The 20,869-nt window shown below is 71.1% G+C and carries 21 protein-coding genes; 15 read left to right on the top strand and 6 right to left on the bottom strand.

The window, feature by feature from the left end; all coding sequences use genetic code 11:
* Positions 1–13 precede the first annotated feature (13 nt).
* From HUT19_RS09320 to HUT19_RS09285, 8 genes are all read left to right on the top strand, one after another.
* Complete coding sequence (locus HUT19_RS09320) at positions 14–856, top strand: nitrilase-related carbon-nitrogen hydrolase (RefSeq protein ID WP_176180005.1); 843 nt, start codon at positions 14–16, stop codon at positions 854–856.
* Positions 853–2,181, top strand: a complete 1,329-nt coding sequence (locus HUT19_RS09315) for an aspartate aminotransferase family protein (RefSeq protein WP_254885499.1) — start codon at positions 853–855, stop codon at positions 2,179–2,181. The genes HUT19_RS09320 and HUT19_RS09315 overlap by 4 nt, the downstream gene beginning before the upstream one ends.
* Entirely contained in the window at positions 2,178–3,581 is a 1,404-nt protein-coding gene (hydA, locus tag HUT19_RS09310) for a dihydropyrimidinase (RefSeq protein ID WP_176186688.1), read from the top strand. Before HUT19_RS09315 ends, hydA begins: the two co-directional genes overlap by 4 nt.
* A 21-nt stretch (positions 3,582–3,602) precedes the next feature.
* Complete coding sequence (locus HUT19_RS09305; protein ID WP_176180004.1) at positions 3,603–4,604, top strand: TIGR03842 family LLM class F420-dependent oxidoreductase; 1,002 nt, start codon at positions 3,603–3,605, stop codon at positions 4,602–4,604.
* A gap of 162 nt (positions 4,605–4,766) precedes the next feature.
* Positions 4,767–6,302: an NCS1 family nucleobase:cation symporter-1 gene (locus HUT19_RS09300; protein ID WP_176180003.1), complete on the top strand. Its 1,536-nt coding sequence runs from the start codon at positions 4,767–4,769 to the stop codon at positions 6,300–6,302.
* Positions 6,303–6,584: 282 nt separating this feature from the next.
* Positions 6,585–7,412 carry an inositol monophosphatase gene (locus HUT19_RS09295; protein ID WP_176180002.1) on the top strand — a complete coding sequence of 276 codons (828 nt, stop codon included), beginning with the start codon at positions 6,585–6,587 and terminating at the stop codon, positions 7,410–7,412.
* A 47-nt stretch (positions 7,413–7,459) separates the two neighbouring features.
* Positions 7,460–8,869, top strand: coding sequence for an NAD(P)/FAD-dependent oxidoreductase (locus HUT19_RS09290; RefSeq protein WP_176186686.1), 1,410 nt, complete (start codon positions 7,460–7,462; stop codon positions 8,867–8,869).
* A gap of 250 nt (positions 8,870–9,119) precedes the next feature.
* A complete protein-coding gene (locus tag HUT19_RS09285; RefSeq protein ID WP_176180001.1) occupies positions 9,120–10,358 on the top strand; it encodes an RNA-guided endonuclease TnpB family protein in 1,239 nt (412 codons plus the stop codon).
* On the opposite strand, the gene hemC is transcribed toward HUT19_RS09285, so the two are convergent.
* The 3 genes from hemC to HUT19_RS09270 form a co-directional block, all read right to left on the bottom strand.
* Positions 10,355–11,305, bottom strand: a complete 951-nt coding sequence (hemC, locus tag HUT19_RS09280; protein ID WP_176180000.1) for a hydroxymethylbilane synthase — start codon at positions 11,303–11,305, stop codon at positions 10,355–10,357. The genes HUT19_RS09285 and hemC overlap by 4 nt on opposite strands.
* A gap of 299 nt (positions 11,306–11,604) precedes the next feature.
* On the bottom strand, positions 11,605–11,814 hold the full coding sequence (locus HUT19_RS09275) for a DUF397 domain-containing protein (RefSeq protein WP_176179999.1): 210 nt from the start codon (positions 11,812–11,814) through the stop codon (positions 11,605–11,607).
* The gene (locus HUT19_RS09270; protein ID WP_176179998.1) at positions 11,811–12,647 is read right to left on the bottom strand and encodes a helix-turn-helix transcriptional regulator; all 837 of its coding nucleotides are present in this window, start codon (positions 12,645–12,647) and stop codon (positions 11,811–11,813) included. Before HUT19_RS09270 ends, HUT19_RS09275 begins: the two co-directional genes overlap by 4 nt.
* A 160-nt stretch (positions 12,648–12,807) precedes the next feature.
* Here HUT19_RS09270 and HUT19_RS09265 point away from each other — a divergent pair, with 160 nt between their 5' ends.
* The 5 genes from HUT19_RS09265 to HUT19_RS09245 all read left to right on the top strand — a co-directional run bounded on the left by HUT19_RS09265 (position 12,808) and on the right by HUT19_RS09245 (position 15,975).
* Positions 12,808–13,008 (top strand): hypothetical protein, encoded by a 201-nt coding sequence (locus tag HUT19_RS09265; RefSeq protein WP_176179997.1) that lies wholly within the window; start codon positions 12,808–12,810, stop codon positions 13,006–13,008.
* Complete coding sequence (locus HUT19_RS09260) at positions 13,005–13,241, top strand: hypothetical protein (protein WP_176179996.1); 237 nt, start codon at positions 13,005–13,007, stop codon at positions 13,239–13,241. The genes HUT19_RS09265 and HUT19_RS09260 overlap by 4 nt, the downstream gene beginning before the upstream one ends.
* Before the next feature lie 280 nt (positions 13,242–13,521).
* The gene (locus HUT19_RS09255; RefSeq protein WP_176179995.1) at positions 13,522–13,818 is read left to right on the top strand and encodes a hypothetical protein; all 297 of its coding nucleotides are present in this window, start codon (positions 13,522–13,524) and stop codon (positions 13,816–13,818) included.
* 7 nt (positions 13,819–13,825) lie between these two features.
* On the top strand, positions 13,826–14,791 hold the full coding sequence (gene tgmB / locus HUT19_RS09250) for an ATP-grasp ribosomal peptide maturase (protein WP_176179994.1): 966 nt from the start codon (positions 13,826–13,828) through the stop codon (positions 14,789–14,791).
* Positions 14,788–15,975 carry a methyltransferase domain-containing protein gene (locus tag HUT19_RS09245; RefSeq protein WP_254885498.1) on the top strand — a complete coding sequence of 396 codons (1,188 nt, stop codon included), beginning with the start codon at positions 14,788–14,790 and terminating at the stop codon, positions 15,973–15,975. The genes tgmB and HUT19_RS09245 overlap by 4 nt, the downstream gene beginning before the upstream one ends.
* A 125-nt stretch (positions 15,976–16,100) precedes the next feature.
* Here the strand turns inward: HUT19_RS09245 and HUT19_RS09240 are convergent, their stop codons facing one another.
* Positions 16,101–16,505, bottom strand: coding sequence for a CU044_2847 family protein (locus HUT19_RS09240; protein ID WP_176179993.1), 405 nt, complete (start codon positions 16,503–16,505; stop codon positions 16,101–16,103).
* 163 nt (positions 16,506–16,668) lie between these two features.
* Between HUT19_RS09240 and HUT19_RS09235 the strand changes: the two genes are divergently transcribed.
* Together HUT19_RS09235 and HUT19_RS09230 are read left to right on the top strand one after the other, a co-directional pair.
* The gene (locus HUT19_RS09235; RefSeq protein ID WP_176179992.1) at positions 16,669–18,144 is read left to right on the top strand and encodes a DNA-3-methyladenine glycosylase 2 family protein; all 1,476 of its coding nucleotides are present in this window, start codon (positions 16,669–16,671) and stop codon (positions 18,142–18,144) included.
* Positions 18,145–18,218: 74 nt separating this feature from the next.
* Positions 18,219–18,737, top strand: coding sequence for a methylated-DNA--[protein]-cysteine S-methyltransferase (locus HUT19_RS09230; RefSeq protein ID WP_176179991.1), 519 nt, complete (start codon positions 18,219–18,221; stop codon positions 18,735–18,737).
* A 6-nt stretch (positions 18,738–18,743) separates the two neighbouring features.
* Here the strand turns inward: HUT19_RS09230 and HUT19_RS09225 are convergent, their stop codons facing one another.
* Together HUT19_RS09225 and HUT19_RS09220 are read right to left on the bottom strand one after the other, a co-directional pair.
* The gene (locus tag HUT19_RS09225; RefSeq protein ID WP_176179990.1) at positions 18,744–19,490 is read right to left on the bottom strand and encodes a Sir2 family NAD-dependent protein deacetylase; all 747 of its coding nucleotides are present in this window, start codon (positions 19,488–19,490) and stop codon (positions 18,744–18,746) included.
* Between the two features lie 256 nt (positions 19,491–19,746).
* Entirely contained in the window at positions 19,747–20,835 is a 1,089-nt protein-coding gene (locus HUT19_RS09220) for an ADP-ribosylglycohydrolase family protein (protein WP_176179989.1), read from the bottom strand.
* Positions 20,836–20,869: the final 34 nt, after the last annotated feature.

Below are 20,869 nucleotides of genomic sequence, written 5' to 3'. Positions count from 1 at the left end.
GAAGGAGCTGATCATGGCTAATGTCGTACGTGCCGCTCTCGTCCAGGCCACCTGGACCGGCGATACCGAATCGATGATCGCGAAGCATGAGGAGTACGCCCGGCAGGCGGCCGCCCAGGGCGCCAAGGTGATCGGCTTCCAGGAGGTGTTCAACGCCCCGTACTTCTGCCAGGTCCAGGAGGCGGAGCACTACCGGTGGGCCGAACCGGTGCCGGACGGGCCGACCGTCCAGCGGATGCGGGAACTGGCCCGGGAGACCGACATGGTGATCGTGGTGCCGGTCTACGAGGTCGAGCAGTCGGGCTTCTACTACAACACCGCCGCCGTGATCGACGCGGACGGCAGCTATCTCGGCAAGTACCGCAAGCACCACATCCCCCAGGTCAAGGGATTCTGGGAGAAGTACTACTTCAAGCCCGGCAACGTGGGCTGGCCGGTGTTCGACACCGCCGTCGGCAAGGTCGGCGTCTACATCTGCTACGACCGTCACTTCCCCGAGGGCTGGCGGGAGCTGGGGCTCGCCGGGGCCCAGCTGGTCTACAACCCCTCGGCGACCTCCCGCGGTCTGTCCGCGTATCTGTGGCAGCTCGAGCAGCCCGCCGCGGCCGTCGCCAACGAGTACTTCGTCGCCGCGATCAACCGCGTGGGCGTGGAGGAGTACGGCGACAACGACTTCTACGGCACCAGCTACTTCGTCGACCCGCGCGGCCAGTTCGTCGGCGAGGTGGCCAGTGACAAGCAGGAGGAACTGATCGTCCGGGACCTCGACTTCGACGTCATCGACGAGGTGCGCCGGCAGTGGGCCTTCTACCGCGACCGGCGGCCCGACGCCTACGAGGGGCTGGTGAAGCCGTGAACGAGCGGCCCTCCGGCGTCCACGCGGCGCTGCACCGGCGGCACCAGGCCGTGCTGCCCGACTGGCTGGCCCTGTACTACCGGCAACCCATCGAGATCACCCACGGCGAGGGGCGGCACGTCTGGGACGCCGACGGCAACCGCTACCTCGACTTCTTCGGCGGCATCCTCACCACGATGACCGCCCACGCGCTGCCCGAGGTCACCAAGGCGATCAGCGAGCAGGCGGGCCGGATCCTGCACAGTTCCACGCTCTACCTCGACCGCCCCATGGTGGACCTGGCCGAGCGCGTCGCCGCCCTGTCGGGCATCCCCGACGCGCGGGTCTTCTTCACCACCTCGGGCACCGAGGCCAATGACACGGCCCTGCTGCTCGCCACCACCCACCGCCGCTCCAACCAGATCCTGGCGATGCGCAACAGCTACCACGGCCGGTCCTTCTCGGCCGTGGGCATCACCGGCAACCGCTCCTGGTCACCGACCAGTCTGTCCCCGTTGCAGACCCTGTACGTCCACGGCGGGGTGCGCGGACGGGGACCCTTCGCCGGGCTCACCGACGCCGAGTTCATCCAGCGTTGCGTCGCCGACCTCGAGGACATCCTCGGCCAGGCGCACGGCAATGTGGCCGCCCTGATCGCCGAACCGATCCAGGGCGTCGGCGGGTTCACCTCCCCGCCCGACGGGCTGTTCGCCGCCTTCCGCGAGGTGCTCGACCGGCACGGCATCCTGTGGATCACCGATGAGGTGCAGACCGGCTGGGGCCGCACCGGCGACCACTTCTGGGGCTGGCAGGCCCACGAGGGCTCCGGGCCGCCCGACGTCCTCACCTTCGCCAAGGGCATCGGCAACGGTATGTCCATCGGCGGTGTGGTGGCCCGCGCCGAGGTCATGAACTGTCTGGACGCCAACTCCATCTCCACCTTCGGCGGCAGCCCGGTCACCATGGCCGCGGGTCTCGCCAACCTCAACCACCTCGTCGAACACGACCTCCAGGGCAACGCGCGCCGGGTGGGCGGACTGCTCATCGAGCGGCTGCGGGCCGCGACCGCCGGTCTCGACGCCGTCCGCGAGGTACGCGGCCGGGGACTGATGATCGGCATCGAACTGGTCGAGCCCGGCACCGACCGGCCGTCCCCCGAGGCCGCCTCCACCGTGCTGGAGGCCGCCCGCGAGGGCGGACTGCTCCTCGGCAAGGGCGGCGGCCACAACAGCAGCGTGCTGCGCGTCGCCCCGCCGCTCAGCCTCACCGTCGCCGAGGCGGAGGAGGGCGCGGAGATCCTCGAGGCCGCCCTCAAGGCCACCCAGTCCGGAAGGAGCGGGAACTGATGCCTCGTACCGTGATCCGTGGCGGGCTCGTCATCACCGCCGCCGAGGAGACCCACGCCGACGTCCTGATCGAGGACGAGAAGATCGTGGCCCTGGCCGCCTCCGACAGCGAGTGCGCCCGCGGCTGGAGCGCCGACCGCACCATCGACGCCACCGGGACGTACGTCATCCCGGGCGGGGTCGATCCGCACACCCATATGGAGATGCCGTTCGGCGGCACCTTCGCCGCCGACACCTTCGAGACCGGCACCCGGGCCGCGGCCTGGGGCGGCACCACCACCATCGTCGACTTCGCCATCCAGGCCAAGGGCCACGCGCTGCGCGAGGGCCTGGACGCCTGGCACCTCAAGGCGGGTGGCAACTGCGCCATCGACTACGGCTTCCACATGATCCTCTCCGATGTCGACCAGGGGTCGCTGAAGGAGATGGATCTGCTGGTGGAGGAGGGCGTGAGCAGCTTCAAGCTGTTCATGGCCTATCCGGGCGTCTTCTACAGCGACGACGGCCAGATCCTGCGCGCCATGCAGCGCGGCGCCGCCAACGGCGGCCTGATCATGATGCACGCCGAGAACGGCATCGCCATCGACGTCCTGGTCGAACAGGCCCTCGCCGAGGGCAGGACCGACCCCCGCTACCACGGCGAGGTCCGCAAGGCGCTGCTGGAGTCCGAGGCCACCCACCGCGCCATCCAGCTCGCCCGGGTCGCCGGGGCCCCGCTGTACGTGGTGCACGTCTCCGCCGAGGAGGCCGTGGCCGAGCTGACCCGGGCCCGGGACATGGGGCTGCCGGTGTTCGGCGAGACCTGTCCGCAGTACCTCTTCCTGTCCACCGACAACCTCGCCGAACCGGACTTCGAGGGCGCCAAGTACGTGTGCTCCACCCCGCTGCGGCCGCGGGAGCACCAGGCCGCGCTGTGGCGGGGCCTGCGCACCAACGACCTCCAGGTCGTCTCCACCGACCACTGCCCGTTCTGCTTCAGCGGTCAGAAGGAGCTGGGCCGCGGGGACTTCTCGAAGATCCCCAACGGAATGCCGGGTGTGGAGCACCGGATGGACCTGCTCCACCAGGCCGTGGTGGACGGCCACATCTCCCGCCGCCGCTGGATCGAGATCGCCTGCGCCACCCCGGCCCGGATGTTCGGCCTCTACCCCAAGAAGGGCACCATCGCCCCCGGCGCCGACGCCGACGTGGTCATCTACGATCCGCGCGCCGAACAGACCCTCTCCGTCGAGACCCACCACATGAACGTCGACTACTCGGCGTACGAGGGCAAGCAGATCACCGGGCAGGTGCGGACCGTGCTGTCGCGCGGTACCACCGTCATCGACCAGCGGGAGTACACCGGCCGCGCCGGGCACGGCCAGTACCTGCCGCGCGCCACCTGCCAGTACCTCTCCTGACCCCTGAACCTGGGAGCGAGCATGGACTTCGGACTCGTCCTTCAGACGGATCCGCCCGCGTCAGGGGTGGTCGACCTGATGCGCCGCGCCGAGAACAACGGCTTCCGCTACGGCTGGACCTTCGACTCCGCCGTGCTGTGGCAGGAGCCCTTCGTCATCTACAGCCGCATCCTGGAACACACCGAGCGGCTGATCGTCGGACCGATGGTCACCAACCCCGGCACCCGCACCTGGGAGGTGACCGCCTCCACCTTCGCCACCCTCAACGACATGTACGGCAACCGCACGGTCTGCGGAATCGGCCGCGGCGACTCCGCGATGCGGGTGGCGGGCCGCAGACCCAACACCCTCGCCCGGCTGGGCGAGGCCATCGAGACCATCCGCGATCTGGCCGAGGGCCGCGAGGCGACCGTGGACGGCAGCCCGGTCCGCATCCCCTGGGTCAAGGACGGCCGGCTGCCGGTGTGGATGGCCGCCTACGGCCCCAAGGCACTGGCGCTGACCGGACAGAAGGCCGACGGCTTCATCCTCCAGCTGGCCGACCCGTTCCTGACGGAGTGGATGGTCAAGGCGGTGCGGGACGCCGCCGCCGAAGCCGGGCGCGACCCGGACGCGGTCACCACCTGCGTCGCCGCGCCCGCGTACGTCGGCGACGACCTCGACCACGCGCGTGAGCAGTGCCGCTGGTTCGGCGGGATGGTCGGCAACCACGTCGCCGATCTGGTCTCCCGCTACGGCGACCACTCCGGTGCCGTCCCCGAGTCCCTCACCGCGTACATCAAGGAGCGGCAGGGCTACGACTACAGCCACCACGGCCGCGCCGGAAACCCCGACACCGCCTTCGTCCCCGACGAGATCGTCGACCGCTTCTGTCTGCTGGGCCCGGCGGAGGCACATATCGAGAAGCTGGAGCGGCTGCGGTCGCTGGGCGTCGACCAGTTCGCCGTTTACGCGATGCACGACGCCAAGGAGCCGACCATCGACGCCTACGGCGAGCGGATCATCCCCGCCCTCGCCGGATAGCTCCGCCGCGGGCCGGTCCACCCGGACCGGCCCGCGGTTCTCTCCCACCCTTCTCCGGCCGACCGGCCTCCGGGCCCCGCACGGCCCTCGGGCCCCGCACGGACTCGTTCGATCCCCCACGTCCCCTTCCCGCTCCCGCTGTTTCGAACGAAGAGGGTCGCCATGACCGCTACCGCACCTCCCCCCGCCGAGCCCGCCCGGATCACCCACCCCGACGGCCGTGTCGAACTGCCACCCGGCACCGCCCTGGCCGACAGCCGCTTCAGCAACGAGGACCTGCGGCCGGTGCCGGTGGCCGAGCGCCGCTGGACCACCTACAACTTCACCGCCCTGTGGGTCGGCATGGCCCACAACATCCCCTCCTGGACCCTCGCCTCCGGTCTGGTCGCCCTCGGCATGGACTGGAAGCAGGCCGTCTTCACCATCGCCCTGGCCAATGTGATCGTGCTGCTGCCGATGCTGCTCACCGGCCATGCCGGACCCAAGTACGGCATCCCCTTCCCGGTGCTGGCGCGCGCCTCGTTCGGGCTGCGCGGCGCCAACCTCCCCGCGCTGATCCGGGCGGCCGTCGCGTGCGCCTGGTTCGGCATCCAGACCTGGATCGGCGGACAGGGCATCTACGTCCTGCTGGGCAAGGTCTTCGGCGGCGGCTGGGCCAAGGCCGGTGAGGTCGGGGGCTATCCCTGGACCCTGTGGCTGTGCTTCATCATCTTCTGGGCCCTGGAGCTGGCCATCATCTACCGGGGTATGGAGACCCTGAGACGGTTCGAGAACTGGGCCGCGCCCTTCGTCATCGTCGGGGCCGTGGTGCTGCTGGTCTGGATAGCCGTCAAGGCGGGCGGCTTCGGCTCGCTGCTCGACCAGCCCTCCAAGCTGGGCTGGGGCAGCGACTTCTGGCCCGTCTTCTTCCCCGCCCTCATGGGCATGATCGGTTTCTGGGCCACCCTCTCCCTCAACATCCCCGACTTCACCCGCTTCGGCGCGGGCCAGCGCGCCCAGGTGTGGGGCCAGTCGCTGGGTCTGCCCACCACCATGACGGCCTTCGCCCTGCTGTCGGTCTTCGTCACCTCCGGCTCGGAGGCCGTCTACGGCGAGGCCATCTGGGATCCGGTGGCGCTCGCGGGCAAGGCGGACCATGTCTTCGGTCTGCTCTTCGCGCTGGTGACGGTGCTGATCGCCACCATCTCGGTGAACATCGCGGCCAATGTCGTCTCACCCGCCTACGACCTGGCCAATCTGGCGCCGAGGTTCATCACCTTCCGCACCGGGGCGCTGATCACCGGCATCGTCGGTGTGGTGATCTTCCCGTGGAAGCTCACCTCCACCCCCGAGCTGTACATCTTCACCTGGCTCGGGGTGGTCGGCGGACTGCTCGGCACGGTCGCCGGGGTGCTGATCGCCGACTACTGGATCATCCGCCGTACGGTGCTGGACCTCGCCGATCTCTACCGGCCCGGCGGCCGCTACTGGTACGCGTCCGGCTGGAACTGGCGGGCCGTGGTCGCCTTCGCGGCCGGCGGGCTGCTCGCGGTGGGCGGCTCGTACTCCCAGCCCGGGAAGGGCCCGTTCCCGAAGGACGGACTGATCCCGTTCCTCCAGCCGCTGGCCGACTACGGCTGGGCGGTCGGGCTCGGAGCGTCCCTGGTGCTCTACACCGCGCTGATGCTGCGCGGAGCCGCCGGGCACCGCACCGGCTGACGCGGCGCGGTCCCTGGTATGCGCTGCGCGGGCCGGGACGGTCGGCGCGGTTCGTCCCGACCGGCCGCCGGGTGCCCACCGCGCTCGGGGCCGCCGTGGTCGGCTCGGTCCCCACCGCCGGGATCGGCGGCCCACGCCGAGGGTCCCCGAGGCCGGTGGGCTCGACCGGGCGGCAACGGCCCGCCGCGGGCCGACCCGGGGCGGCGAGGGGGTTCACCTCGGCGACACCGTCCCGCCGCCACCGCGTCACCGGCTGTCGGAGCGGCATGGTTCGATGAACGCATGATCGATCAATTTCTCTCCGGTGATCTCTCCGACGTCGAGGAGGCGGTCCGCAAGGCGGCCGCCGCCGAGATCATGCCGCGCTTCCGGCAGCTCGCCGAGCACGAGATCATCGAGAAGAACGGCCCGCACGACCTCGTCACCACCGCGGACCGGCTGGCCGAGCAGCATCTGGCCGGTTCGCTGACCGCCCTGCTGCCCGGCTCGGCCGTCGTGGGTGAGGAGGGGGTGCACGCCGACCCCTCGGTCCTCGGCGCGCTCGGCGGAGACGCCCCGGTGTGGATCGTCGACCCGGTCGACGGCACCCGGCAGTTCGTCCACGGCGACCCGGGCTTCTCGACCCTCGTCGCCCTGGCCCACCACGGCGAACTGCTCGCCTCCTGGACCTTCGCCCCGGCGCTGGACGAGATGGCCGTGGCCCGGCGCGGCCAGGGCGCCCGGCTCAACGGCGAGCCGATCCGCTCCGGCTCCCCGGAGCCCGGCAAGGTCCTCGAAGTGGCCATCTCCCACTTCGACTTCACCACGGACGCGGAGAAGCGCGCCCTGGCCGGTCTGGCCACCCCGGGCATCGAGCCGCGCCCGTGCGGTTCGGCCGGTCTGGAGTATCTGAAGGTGGCCCGCGGTCTGCTCGACGCCCTCGCCTTCACCTGGGAGAACGCCTGGGACCACGCCGCGGGGCTGCTGCTGGTCGCCGAGGCGGGCGGCACCAGCGCCACGCTCACCGGCGAGCCCTTCCGGATCGCCGGTGGAAACGCGCTTCCTTTCACAGCGGCCCGGGACGAGGCGACCGTACGGCATATCCTGAGTCTGCTGGCCGCCGCCGGCTGATCGTTCCACTGACCCTCACAGGCGAGGAGGAGGCCGACGTGCCGTCGATGCTCGACGCGGTTGTGGTGGGTGCCGGACCGAACGGGCTGACCGCGGCCGTCGAACTCGCCCGCCGCGGCTGTGCGGTGGAGGTCTTCGAGGCGGCCGGCGCGATCGGCGGCGGCTCCCGCACCGAGGAGCTCACCCTCCCCGGCTTCCGGCACGACCCCTGCTCCGCCGTGCACCCCCTCGGGGTCGGCTCCCCGGCCTTCAACCGGATGCCGCTCGCCCGGCACGGCCTGGAGTGGCTGCACCCCGAGCTGCCGCTCGCCCACCCCTTCCCGGACGGCTCAGCGGCGGTGCTGGCCCGCTCGGTCGGTGAGACGGCCATGTCGCTCGGGCCGCGCGACGCCGGGACCTACCGGCGGCTGGTCGCACCGTACCTCGGCAAATGGCACACCTTCGCCCCCGACGTGCTGCGCACCCAGTGGGACGGGGTGCCGCGCGACCCGGCCACCTGGGTCCGCTTCGGGCTGCACGCCCTCCAGCCCGCCACCCTCCTCGCCCGCCGCTTCCGCGACGCGAAGGCGAAGGCCCTGCTCAGCGGGCTCGCCGGACATGCCATCGCGCCGACCGGCGCGCCGGCCACCGCGGGCGCCGCCCTCACCTTCGCGGTCGCCGCCCACGAGGTCGGCTGGCCGGTGCCGCGCGGCGGCTCCCAGTCCATCGCGGACGCGCTCGGCTCGTACCTGCGGGAGCAGGGCGGCGCGATCCACGTCGACACCCCGGTCAAGCGGCTCGACGAACTGCCGCCCGCCCGCGCGTATGTCTTCGACACCTCACCGACCGCGCTGGCCCGGATCGCCGGACTCGGCAACGCCTTCGGCCGCTACCGCTACGGGGCCGCCGTCTTCAAGATCGACTACGCGCTGGACGGCCCGATGCCGTGGACCGCGCCCGCCGCCCGCCGCGCCGGGACCGTCCACATCGGCCCCACCGCGGGCGAGATCGGCGCGGCGCTGCGGGCCGCCACCGAGGGCCGCGAGCCGACCGTACCGTTCCTGATCGGCGCCCAGCCCTCCCTGCTCGACCCCTCCCGCGCCCCCGAGGGCAAGCACACCTTCTGGGTCTACGGCCATGTGCCCAGCGGCTGGAAGGGCGATGCCACGGACGTCATCGAGCGGCAGATCGAGCGCTTCGCACCCGGCTTCCGCGATCTTGTGCTGGCCCGTGCGGTGGCCGGACCGCCCGAGCTGGCCGCGCGCAACGCCAACTATGTGGACGGCGACATCGCCTGCGGTGCCTTCGAGGGCGTACAGGCGGTGATCCGGCCCCGGCTGGCCCGTGTCCCGTACGCCACCCCGCATCCCGCCGTCTTCCTGTGCTCCTCGGCCACCCCGCCCGGGCCCGGCGTCCACGGGATGTCCGGGCACCATGCGGCGCGTGCGGTGTGGCGGAGGCTGCGACAGCGGCGGTGATGCCCGGTCCCTCCGGTCCTGCAGCAGATTCTTGCGAGGGACCCCCGGGCTCAGCCCTGGGAGGAATCGCATCCTCGTGGTCGCGGTGCGGAGCGCTGCGGTATCGCTTGTCTGTACTTGGCCGCGAAGCGGCCGAGTGTCGCGTCCGGTGGAGCCGGTGCCGTGTTCACGTGGTGGCGGGCTCACTCGGTCGAGTGATGTGTGGGGAACATGCGGTGGACAGTCGTATGCCTGCGTAGATTTGCTGATCGTGAAGCTGGTGGTGCAGGTTAAGCTGTTGCCGACGCCCGTGCAGGCGGCGGCGCTGGAGGCGACCCTGCGCGCCTGCAACGAAGCGGCGACCTGGGTCAGCGGCGTGGCGTTCAAGAAGAATGTGAAGAGCAACTTCGCGCTGCGCGAGCACACCTACCGTCAGATCAAGGCCCGCTGGGGGCTGGGGGCGCAGGCCGCCCAGCACGTCATCAAGAAGACCTGCGACGCGTACGCCACGCTGAAGTCCGCCCTGAAGGCCGGGAACCTGGGCAGGCCGGGTTCGAAGCGGTACCGCAGGGCGGCGCAGAAGCCGGTCGTCTTCCGCCCGCAGGGCGCACAGCCTTACGACGACAGGATGTTGTCCTGGCAGATCGACCAGCGACGCATCTCGATCTGGACCACTGCCGGGCGGATGAAGGACGTGGCGATCACCGCCGCGCCGGAGCAACTGGCCACCCTGGCGCTCCACCGGAAGGGCGAGTCTGATCTCGTCTACCGGGACGGCATATGGTTCCTCAACGCCACCTGCGACGTGCCCGAAGCCGCGCCGAACACGGACCCGGTGGACTTCCTCGGCGTCGACCTGGGCATCGTCAACATCGCCACCACCTCCGACGGCGAGATCATGGCCGGGCGTGAACTGACCCGCATCCGCGCCCGGGAACGCACGCTGCGCACCAAGCTGCGGAAGAAGAACACCCCCTCCGCCAAACGCCGCATGAAGAAGCGGCGCCGCAAGGAGGCCCGGCGGGCCAAGGACATCAACCACAAGATCGCGAAACACTTGGTGGCCGAGGCAGAACGCACCGGTCGCGGGATCGCCCTGGAAGATTTGACGGGCATCCGCGAGCGGGTACGGCTTCGCAAGCCCCAACGGGCCACCCACTCCAGCTGGTCCTTCGCCCAGCTGGGGCAGTTCATCGCCTACAAGGCCCGCAGGGCAGGGGTGCCGGTGGTGCACGTCGATCCGGCGTACACCTCCCGCACCTGCGCCGAGTGTGGGCACATCGACAGAGCGAACCGGGTCTCCCAAGCCTGGTTCGCGTGCCGGAACTGCGGATTCGTTGGTCACGCAGACCGGAACAGCTCCCGCAACATCCGCGCGAGAGCGTGGGAGTTGTGGCGACGCGGGGCGCAGTCAACCGCCCCAGCCCCACGTCCCGAACCGGAGTGTGGGACAGGACGCAAACGCAGCACCACAGCCAGTGGCGCCCGTAGTGCAAGCCCGGGACTTTAGTCCCAGGTCGTTGACTGCGGAATGGTGTCGATGACCTCGCGGGCGCCCTGCCGCAGCAGCGCCACCGCCACCGAGGTGCCCAGGGTGGCCGGGTCGAGCGGGCCCGCCCATTCGTGGGCGTCCAGTACCGTCTTGCCGTCCGGGCTGAACACCCGGGCGCGCAGCGAGAGCCGCCCGTCGCGTTCGGCCTTGGCGAAGCCCGCGATGGGGGAGTTGCAGTGCCCCTGGAGGACGTGGAGCAGCATCCGCTCCGCGGTGACCTCCTTCCACGCGTCGGTGTCACCGAGCCCGGCGACGGCCTCGATCGTGGCGGTGTCGTCCTCGCGGCACTGGAGCCCGAGCACTCCGGCGCCGATCGGCGGGCACATGGTGTCGACGGGAAGGATCTCGCTGACCCGGTCCATCCGGCCGATGCGCTCGAGTCCGGAGACGGCCAGCAGCAGCGCGTCCGCGTCGCCCGCGGCCAGCTTCTCCAGCCGGCGGTTGGCGTTGCCGCGCATCGGCACGCACTGGACATGCGGGTGGGTGACGGCGAGTTGGGCGACCCGCCGCACCGAGGAGGTGCCGATCCGGGTGCCCTCGGGCATCTGGTCGAGGGTCAGCCCCTCGGGGTGGATCACGGCGTCACGGATGTCGTCCCGCTTGAGGTAGGCGGCGAAGACGGTGCCCGCGGGCAGCGGCCGGTCGGCAGGCACGTCCTTGATGCAGTGCACGGCCAGATCGGCCTCGCCCGCCAGCAGCGCCGCGTCGACCTCCTTGGTGAACGCGCCCTTCCCGCCCAGCTTCGACAGATCGCCCATCCACCGGTCCCCGGAGGTGGTGACCGGCACGACCTCGGTACGGGTGCCGGGGTGGAGGGCCGAGAGCTCGGCGCGGACCCGCTCGACCTGGGCCAGGGCCATGGGGGAGGAACGGGAGACGATACGGATGAGGTCGGTGGACGACATGGCGTACACGATAGGGCGTCCGGGACGGGTACCCGACCATGATGCGGACGGGGTGACGAGCCGCACGTCCGTTGAACGGAGAGCCCTATGCCGGACGCCGTCTGCCGCACCCTCGTGCAGACCGTGCTGGGCCTCGCCGCCCTCGAACGCGGGCACGGTGGCCCCCTGCCCAGCCTCGCCGTCATCATCGGCGGCGTCGGCTGCGCCCTATCCGCCTGGCAACTCATCCGCTCCACAATGCCGCCTGTACGGCCCGTGCACGGGCCGTACAGGGGGCGCATTCTGCGTACTCCGATGAGTCAGACAGCGCCGAACTCTCCGACCTTGACGCCCGCCACGAAGGACGCGAACGCATCGGCGGTGAAGTCCAGTATCGGACCGCTCGGGTTCTTGGAGTCACGGACGGGGATCATGCCGCGCGAGGCGACGAGGTTTACGGCGACCTCGACGCAATCGCCGCCGTTGCTGCTGTAGGAGGACTTAAACCAGCGGGGGGATTCGGTCGTCACGGGATGCCCTTTCGCAACTGCTCGATCATGGCCACCGACGTCGCCTGCGACAACGCTTCGGCCTGCCACTGATGGTATGACGTCAGCATGGGCAGCACGGCGCTGCCTTCACGCTCCAAATGCCCGCGTGCCTGTGACTCGGTATACGCGACGACGGATCGGTCAGCCAGAGTGAGGAGGTTGACCGGCAGGTTGAACGGCCTTCTTGCTCCTATGTCGAAGGGTGCCACTTGCAGTACCCAGTTGGGGAGGGAAGCGACTTCGACCAGTCGCCGGAGCTGCCCTGCCATGACCTCGTCACCGCCGATCTCATGACGAAGACAGCTCTCATCCATCACCACAAGCACCATAGGAGGCCGGTGACGCACCAGCGCGGCTTGCCTCTCCGCGAGGAAGGAGACGCGTTCCTCAGCTTGTTCGGGCGTGATGGCCCCGCGCTGCACGTCACCATCCGCCACCGTCCTCGCGTACTCCGGTGTCTGTAATAAGCCGGGGATCAGCCCGATCTGGAACAGCCGGATCTCTACCGCCCGGCCCTCGTACCCGACGTACTCCGGGAAGCCTTCCAACAGGCTGCCGTGTTTGATCTCGCGGTACTCACGCTCGAACGCGTCTGCTGTGCCCTCGATACCGAGTGCCCTGTCTGCACTACGCGAGAAGCGGAGAGTTGGAGATTTCCGACCAGTTTCAACCGCCGAAATATGCACACTGGAATATTCCATGCGCTCGGCGAGATCATCTTGAGTCCAGCCGCGCGCTTCCCGCAGGCTGCGCAGACGCGCCCCGTAGGCCGCCTGCGGTGAGCTATCCGGGTTCAACTCCTTGCGATTCAAAGGGCTTCACAACCTTTCGTCCCCTCCTGAAACGTTGAAGACAGCCCGACTCTAGGCCACGCTGAGTCGCCCCCGGTAGTGGAAGCGCTACGGAGAGGAGCAGACCTTGCGCCGTAAGCGCACTCCCCCCAAGACCCCCAACCCCCCATCCCGTAGCGACGTGAGCACCCCGGAGATCGTGATCCCGCCGCGGGAGACGTGGCCCGTCCCCGTGATCACCGGGCATGCCTGCCCCGTCTGCCACCACGGTTACACCCTGGCCCGTCCCGCGATCCCGGTACCCGGCCTCGCCGACATCACCGTCTGTTCCGTGTGCGCCCTCAGTGCCGACCACCCACCGACCTCGGAGGGCACGCGATGACCACCTCGCTGGGGCTCTGTCACCAATCCCATCCGTTGCTCGGTCACCTGGTCGTCGACCACGCGCACGATGGCCGTGTGGGCGTCCTGCGCGCCATCGCACCGGACTTGACAGACAACCGCTACCGCCTCGTGGTCATGAACCCGGACGCGCCGCCGGTGGCGTGGCTGGCACCCGAGGGCGGCGGCCTTGAATGGACGACTTCGCCGGATGCGATCGAGGCGGCGCGATGAGCGGCGCTCACGCCCGACCGGGACCGGAAGTCATCCGCGACTCCTTATGGTGCCCCTTATCGGTCCTCGCCCTCGTTGGCCTCACCCCGCCCGCCGTGATCCTCGCGGGCCGCGCAGACGCCCACCGCGCGCCCGCACCGCCCGGGATCGAGCAGCCCGACGCACCGAATGAACAAGCCGCGGCCGACACCGTCGGCCGCGCACCCAGCCAACTGGTCAAGGCGGGGCGGTGCACCACAGCACCACCCAACCTCATTCCACGGCAGGGAAGGAATCAGCTGTGACCACCATCGCGCACCCGCGGGAAGCATTCCCGCTCGCACCCGAGGGCGGACGTATTCCGCACAGCAGCGAGGCCGCCACCGGACCGAGTACCCGCCCGTGGGTTCTCCGGTTCGCCCGCATCCCCAACGCCGCTCAGGCGACCGTGATGCCGCCCGCCGTCTATGACAACGAATTACAGATGTCCCGCGGCCTGTACGACGGCCCGCTCCCCTATATGCAGACCCACAACCCCACCGTCCCCGACGGCAATGTGAACAACCCCCCGCCGCTCGATGAGGGCGCAAAGGACTGATGCCCTCATGCCCACCGTTCTTGTCATCGCAGCACGCGACGACTGGCCGACCGACCGCGTGGTGAAGGCCCTCACGGACGGTGGAGCGGAGGTGTTCCGCATGGACACCGCCGAGTTCCCGCAGGAGCTCACCCTTGCCGGGCGCATCGACGCCCGGCAAGGGTGGTTCGGCGGGCTCACCACCGCTCACCGCGCCGTCGACGTCGCCGACGTATCAGCCGTCTACTACCGCGCCCCGAACCCGTTCAGCCTTCCGGCGACCATGTCGGAACCCGAGCGCAGGTTCGCCGCCGCTCAGGCCCGCACCGGCCTCGGCGGCGTCATCACCGCCCTGAACTGCCGATGGGTCAATCACCCCGCCGCCATGTCCCGTGCCGAGTACAAGCCGCTCCAACTCGCCACCGCGCGGGACTGCGGCATGACGGTGCCACCCACGCTCATCACCAACGCCCCGGACACCGTCCGCGCGTTCGTCGGCGACATCGCAGGCCCAGTCGTCTGTAAGCCGGTAGCTACCCCCGTGTTCATCGAGGGCGACCAGCTCAAGACCGTCTGCACGCACCGCCTCACGGAGGACGACCTCGGCGACCTGCGCGGTATCGAGACCACCGCGCACCTGTTCCAAGCGTGGGTCGACAAGGCGTACGAGGTGCGGCTTACCGTCGTAGGCGACCGGCTGTTCGCCGCAGAGATCCACGCCGAGAGCGACGCAGCACACGAGGACTGGCGAAGCGACTACGCCGCGCACACGTACCGAACGTGCACGCCCCCGGACAACGTCGCCGAAGGGGTGCGACGCTATATGGACCGCCTCGGCCTGCGGTTCGCGGCCCTCGACTTCATCGTCAGCCCCGCCGGCGAGTGGACGTTCTTGGAAGCGAATCCCTGCGGGCAATGGGACTGGATCGAGCACGCAACGGGCCTGCGCATCTCTCAGGCCATCGCCGACGAACTGCAAGGAGTCCCCGCATGAGCGCCCTCGCCCTCGACCAGGCGCGCCCTTATATGACCGCCCTCGCCGACGAACTCATCAAGGCCGGCGCCATCCGCACCCGCCCGTGGGCCGAGGCGTTCGCCAACACCCCGCGGCATGCGTTCGTCCCGCGCTGGTTCCAGCAGGAGACCAACGACAAAGGCATCGCCGTATGGCGGGAACACCAGGGAACCGCAAGCGCCGACGACCTCGCCGCCGTCTACCGTGACCAGACCCTCGTCATCGCACTCGACCCGGCCACCGCCGAGCGGGTCGACGAGACGGCTTGGACGGGCGTGGCGACCTCATCCAGCACGCTGCCAAGCCTCATGGCCGGAATGCTCGAAGACCTCGGCGTCGAGGACGGACATAAGGTTCTCGAAATCGGCACCGGCACCGGCTACAACTCCGCCCTACTCTGTGCCCGCCTCGGCGAACGCCTCGTTCACTCCGTCGACGTCGACCCCGCGCTCGTCCAGGAAGCACAGCATCACCTCGCCGACGCCGGATACACGCCCCAACTCGCCTCCGGCGACGGTACGCAGGGCTACCCCACCGGCGACACCTTCGACCGGATCATCGGCACCTGCTCCGTACCCGCCATCCCCCGCGCGTGGATCGAGCAGAGCACACCCGGAACCATCCTGGTCGCCGATGTTGCCCTCGGCATCGAGGGCGGACTCGTCCGCCTCGCCGTCGACGAGCAGCAGCGCGCCCACGGCCACTTCACCAGCACCGCCGGCCGCTTCATGGCAGCCCGCTCGCAGGCACGCACCTACACAGCACCACAGCGACCCGGGCGAGCACCCGAGGCGGAAACCCGACCGACGACGGTCACCGCCAACGACATCCGCGGCAACTACCCCTTCCGCCTGCTGCTCGCCCTGCACCTTCCAGGGGCGGAACTCGTCTACCACGTCGACGACTTCGCAGGGATGGCGATCCAGATCCAGCGCGCCGACGGCTCATGGGCCCGCACGCCACTCGCCGGCGAAAACACCGGCACTGTCACCTACGGTGGCGACGCCGAACTCTGGAAGCAAGCCGAGGCCGCATGGCGCTGGTGGAACGACATGGGCCGCCCGTCACAGGACCGTTTCGGGTACGCCCGTGAAGCGGACGGAAGCGCGCATGTCCGGCACATCCCCGACGGAACCCGTTGGGACCTCCCCACAGGCGTGTAAGCCTCCATCCGCACCCTCCCCGCCCGCCGTTGCGCGGCGGGCGGGGCACTCCGGTACGCGCACTCGCGTTCCCTCGGCGAAGAGGACCCCGAGACCACCCTGGCGGGACGGAATCACTCCATCGGTCAGGCCGTACGGGGACCCGAGAGCTGCCAGGTGGCCGAAACCGTCAGGCTGGCCTGGCCGTTGGCGCCGACGATGCCCAGCTTGAGGTCCTGTCCGACCTGCACCCCGAACTGCACCTGGATCTCATCGGGCGGGTTCGCCGCGGCCGACACCGCGTCATGCACCTCCTGCAACAGCGGCCCCAGCGGCCGCAGTACGGCCCGCAGCCCCTCCGCGGCCAGCACCGTAGCCGCCCGCGGAGGCCGGGACACCGGTGTCACCCCACCGATCCCGCCGGGCAGCCGCTCCGCCGGGCCGCCCTCGGGGCCGCCGTTGGCGCTGGGGGGAGCGGCGGTGGCCACGGGGGCCAGTTCGAGACGTACGGGGGTGCCATCGGGAAGCGGGATCTCGGCGTAGTCCGTCACATGGCCATGATGCCGATCCGTACGGTCCTGGTCTGCCCGTTTGACACAACATCCTCGTGGGACGAAGGCGGGCCCGGACCGGCCGCGCCACCCCTTCCCCCGCCACGACGTCGATGTCGGATTTCCGCGAGCACCGCCCCATCCGCCGACGGATGCTGGAGACATGCACACCGACACCGACAGGTGCCTGCGCGCGGCGCAGGCCAAGGACGCCCGCTTCGACGGATGGTTCTTCATCGCCGTTGTCACCACCGGTATCTACTGCCGCCCGAGCTGCCCGGTCGTCGGTCCGAAGCCCGAGAACATGCGGTTCTACCCCAGCGCCGCGGCCGCCCAGCAGGCCGGTTTCCGGGCCTGCAAACGGTGCCGTCCCGACGCCAGCCCCGGCTCCCCGCAGTGGAACGAGCGCGCGGACCTGGTGGCGCGCGCCATGCGGCTGATCGCGGACGGCGTGGTGGACCGGGACGGGGTGCCGGGGCTCGCCTCGCGGCTCGGCTACAGCACCCGCCAGATCGAGCGGCAGCTTCTCGCCGAGCTGGGCGCGGGGCCCCTCGCGCTGGCCCGCGCCCAGCGGGCGCAGACCGCGCGGCTGCTCATCGAGACCAGCCCGCTGCCGATGGCGGACATCGCCTTCGCCGCCGGGTTCGCCAGCATCCGCTCCTTCAACGAGACCGTGCGCGAGGTCTTCGCGCTCACCCCGAGCGAGCTGCGGCAGCGGGCCAGAAGCGGTCCGCAGCCCGCCGTCCCCGGCGCGCTGACCCTGCGGCTGCCCTTCCGGGCGCCGCTGTGCCCGGACAACCTCTTCGGGCATCTGGCCGCCACCGCCGTTCCCGGCGTCGAGGAGTGGCGCGACGGCGCCTACCGGCGGACGCTGCGGCTGCCGTACGGGCCCGGGGTCGTCGCCCTGAGCCCGCGCCCGGACCACATCGCCTGTCAGCTCTCGCTCGCCGACCTGCGGGACCTGGCCGGTGCGATCAGCCGCTGCCGCCGCCTGCTGGACCTCGACGCCGACCCGGCCGCCGTGGACGACCTGCTGCGCTCCGACGAGCAGCTCGCCCCGCTGGTCGACAAGGCCCCCGGACGGCGGGTGCCGCGTACGGTCGACGCCGAGGAGTTCGCGGTGCGCGCCGTACTCGGGCAGCAGGTGTCCACGGCGGCGGCCCGTACCCACGCGGGCCGCCTGGTGACCGCCCACGGCGAGCCCGTGGAGGACCCGGCGGGCGGGCTGACCCACCTCTTCCCGACCGCCCGGGCCCTCGCCGGTCTCGACCCGGAGGCGCTGGCCATGCCGCGCACCCGCCGGGCCACGCTCACCGGTCTGGTCGACGCCCTCGCCGGGGGCCGGGTCGCCCTCGGCGTCGGCACCGACTGGGACGAGGCCCGCGCCGGTCTGGCCGCGCTGCCCGGTCTCGGCCCGTGGACCGTCGAGGTCATCGCGATGCGCGCGCTCGGCGACCCGGACGCGTTCGTCCCGACCGACCTGGGGGTGCGGCGGGCGGCCGCGGGGCTGGGTCTGCCCGCCACTCCGGGCGCCCTCACCCGCTGGTCCACGCGGTGGCGGCCGTGGCGGGCGTACGCCGTCCAGTACCTGTGGGCGACGGACGAGACGCATGCGATCAACCGGCTGCCCGCGCCCTGACGCCAGGACCCGGACGGCCCCCAGGCAAGCGCCCCAGGAAAACGCTCCCGCACGCCCCGGGAAGGACACCCGACATGACCACCCGCACCCACACCGTCATCGACAGCCCCGTCGGCCCGCTCACCCTGGTCGCCACCGACGGTGCGCTCAGCGGCCTCTACATGACCGGGCAGCGGCACCGCCCGCCCGAGGAGAGCTTCGGCGCGCCCGCGGCCCCCGGCGACACGCCGTTCGCCGAGACCGCCCGCCAGCTCACCGCCTACTTCGCGGGCGAGCTGACCGACTTCGACCTGCCCCTGAAGCTGACCGGTACGCCGTTCCAGCGGCGCGTCTGGGAGGAGCTGTGCCGTATCCCGTACGGCGAGACACGCTCCTACGGACAGCTCGCCGACCGCATCGGGCAGCCCACCGCGTCCCGCGCCGTCGGCCTGGCCAACGGCAAGAACCCGGTGGGCATCATCGTTCCCTGCCACCGTGTCGTCGGCGCCGGCGGCAGCCTCACCGGGTACGGCGGCGGGCTCGCCCGCAAGCGCCAACTCCTGGACTTCGAGAGCGGATCCGGGCTCGTCGGGGTCTGGGACCTCGTGGGCTGACCCGGCTCAGGCGCCCGTCGCGATCCGGTCCAGCAGGGCCGGGAGCGCCTCACCGATGGGATCGCGGACGACCTCGTCGGCGATCTCGTCGTACGGGGTCGGCTCGGCGTTGACGATGATCAGCCGGGCGCCGTTCTCCGCCGCCATCCCGGCGAGGGAGGCCGCGGGCTGCACCTGGAGGCTGGTGCCGACCGCGATGAAGATCTCGCAGGCCCGTGCCACCGCGACCGCCTGGGTCAGTACCTCGGGGTCCAGGCTCTGCCCGAACATCACCGTCGCCGACTTCAGGATCCCGCCGCACTCCTCGCAGGCCGGGTCCGGATCGCCGGACTCCACCCGTTCCAGCGCGTCCGTCATCGCCGACCGCGCGTCGCAGACGGTGCACTGGACGACCCGTGCGGTGCCGTGCAGTTCGAGCACCTTGCGCGCGGGCAGCCCGGCGAGCTGGTGCAGCCCGTCCACGTTCTGGGTGATCACCCGCACCGGCACCCCGGACCGCTCCAGCCGCACCACGGCCTCGTGCGCCCCGTTGGGCCGGGCCTGCAGCGCCTTGCTGCCGCGCCGCATCTGCCAGGAGCGGCGCCGGATCTCCGGGTCGGTCATGTAGGAGTCGTACGTCACGAGCTTCTCGGCCTCCGGATCCCGCCGCCACAGCCCCTGCGGGCCGCGGTAGTCGGGGATCCCGGAGTCCGTGGAGATGCCCGCCCCGCTCAGGATCGCCACCAGGGGCCGGTGCTGTGTCTCGCTGCTCATGCCGCCGAGCCTACGCAGGGAGCGCGACCAGCGGCGACCGCGTTTCGCCGGGCATCCGGAGCCGGAAACCGGCCGCCAAGGGCGGCCCCGCCACGTACGAGGTGCTGGGCGCCGCCGGTGAGCCGCTGGCCCTCGTCACCCGCGAACCGGCCGTGTCCGCACCTGCTGGACCGTCCAGCAGGCAGGCCGTCAGCCCGCCGTCGGCCGCAAGGGCCGCCCTTTCTGGTGGGCCGTCTGGTGGCTGATCTCGCCGTGGTCACGTCGCAACGAGCTGAGCGCCCGCCACCGCCAGCCGGTGGGTACGCGCCGCCAGGTCGCTGATGCGGGCGCCGTCGAAGCCGAAGACCGCGCTGCGCAGGCGGTCTTCGAGGGGGACAGTCCACTGCGGGGGGATCGCCTCCGCCCCGCAGAGCACACCCGCGACCGAGCCCGCCGTCGCGCCGTTGGAGTCGGTGTCCAGGCCCCCGCGGACGGTCAGGGTGATGGTGGAGGTGAAGTCCCCGGCGCCGTAGAGCAGTCCGGCGGTGATGACGGCGGCGTTGGGGACGACGTGGATCCAGGGCAGCCCGACGGTCTCCCGTGCCAGCTGGTCCAGGGCGTCGGCCCAGGCCACGCCCGCGTCGTGGAGGGACGTGGCGCGGCGGACGACGCGGGCCAGGCGGCAGCGCGGGGGGATGGGGGCCAGGGCGTCCTCGACGGCGGCGCGGGGGCCGTCGGCGGTGAAGGCGGCGGCGATCAGGGCGGCCGCCCACATCGCGCCGTAGACCCCGTTGCCGGTGTGGGACAGCACGGCGTCGCGCCGGGCCATCCCCGCGGCGCGGCGCGGGTCGCCGGGGTTGACCCAGCCGTGGATGTCGGCGCGGATCAGGGCGCCGATCCACTCCTGGTACGGGTTGTCGAGGGTGGCGCTGAGCGGCGGCTTCACCCCGGCCGCGAGATTGCGGTACGTGGCGCGCTCGGCGGTGAACGTCTGGAGGTACGGCAGCCGCAGCAGCCACAGCTCGCCGACCTGCTCGGTGGTGAAGCCGAAGCCGTGGGTCTCCAGCAGATGCAGCCCCAGGACGGAGTAGTCCACGTCGTCGTCGCGGCAGCTCCCGTGGATCCGGCCACGGGTGCACTCCTGCCACTCGGGGCGCAGCTCGAACTCCACCGGGTCCGGTGGCGGCTCCAGCGCGGGCAGGTAGTCGGTCAGCGGCAGGGCGCCGGCGCGGCGCAGATAGCGGTCGATGCGGTCACGCGTCCAGTGATCACCGCGCTCGACGGGTTTGCCGAGCATGTTCCCGGCGATACGGCCGAGCCAGCCGCCGTGGATCCGGTCCGCGAGTGCGCTGCCGCTGAGGCCCATGTGTCAGGTGTACCGGAGTCCGGGCCGGAGCGCG

This window comes from Streptomyces sp. NA02950, assembly GCF_013364155.1.
In the GTDB taxonomy this organism is placed as follows: Bacteria; Actinomycetota; Actinomycetes; order Streptomycetales; family Streptomycetaceae; genus Streptomyces.
Note: the sequence above shows the minus strand (reverse complement) of the source record. Positions and strands in the feature narration are given on the sequence as shown.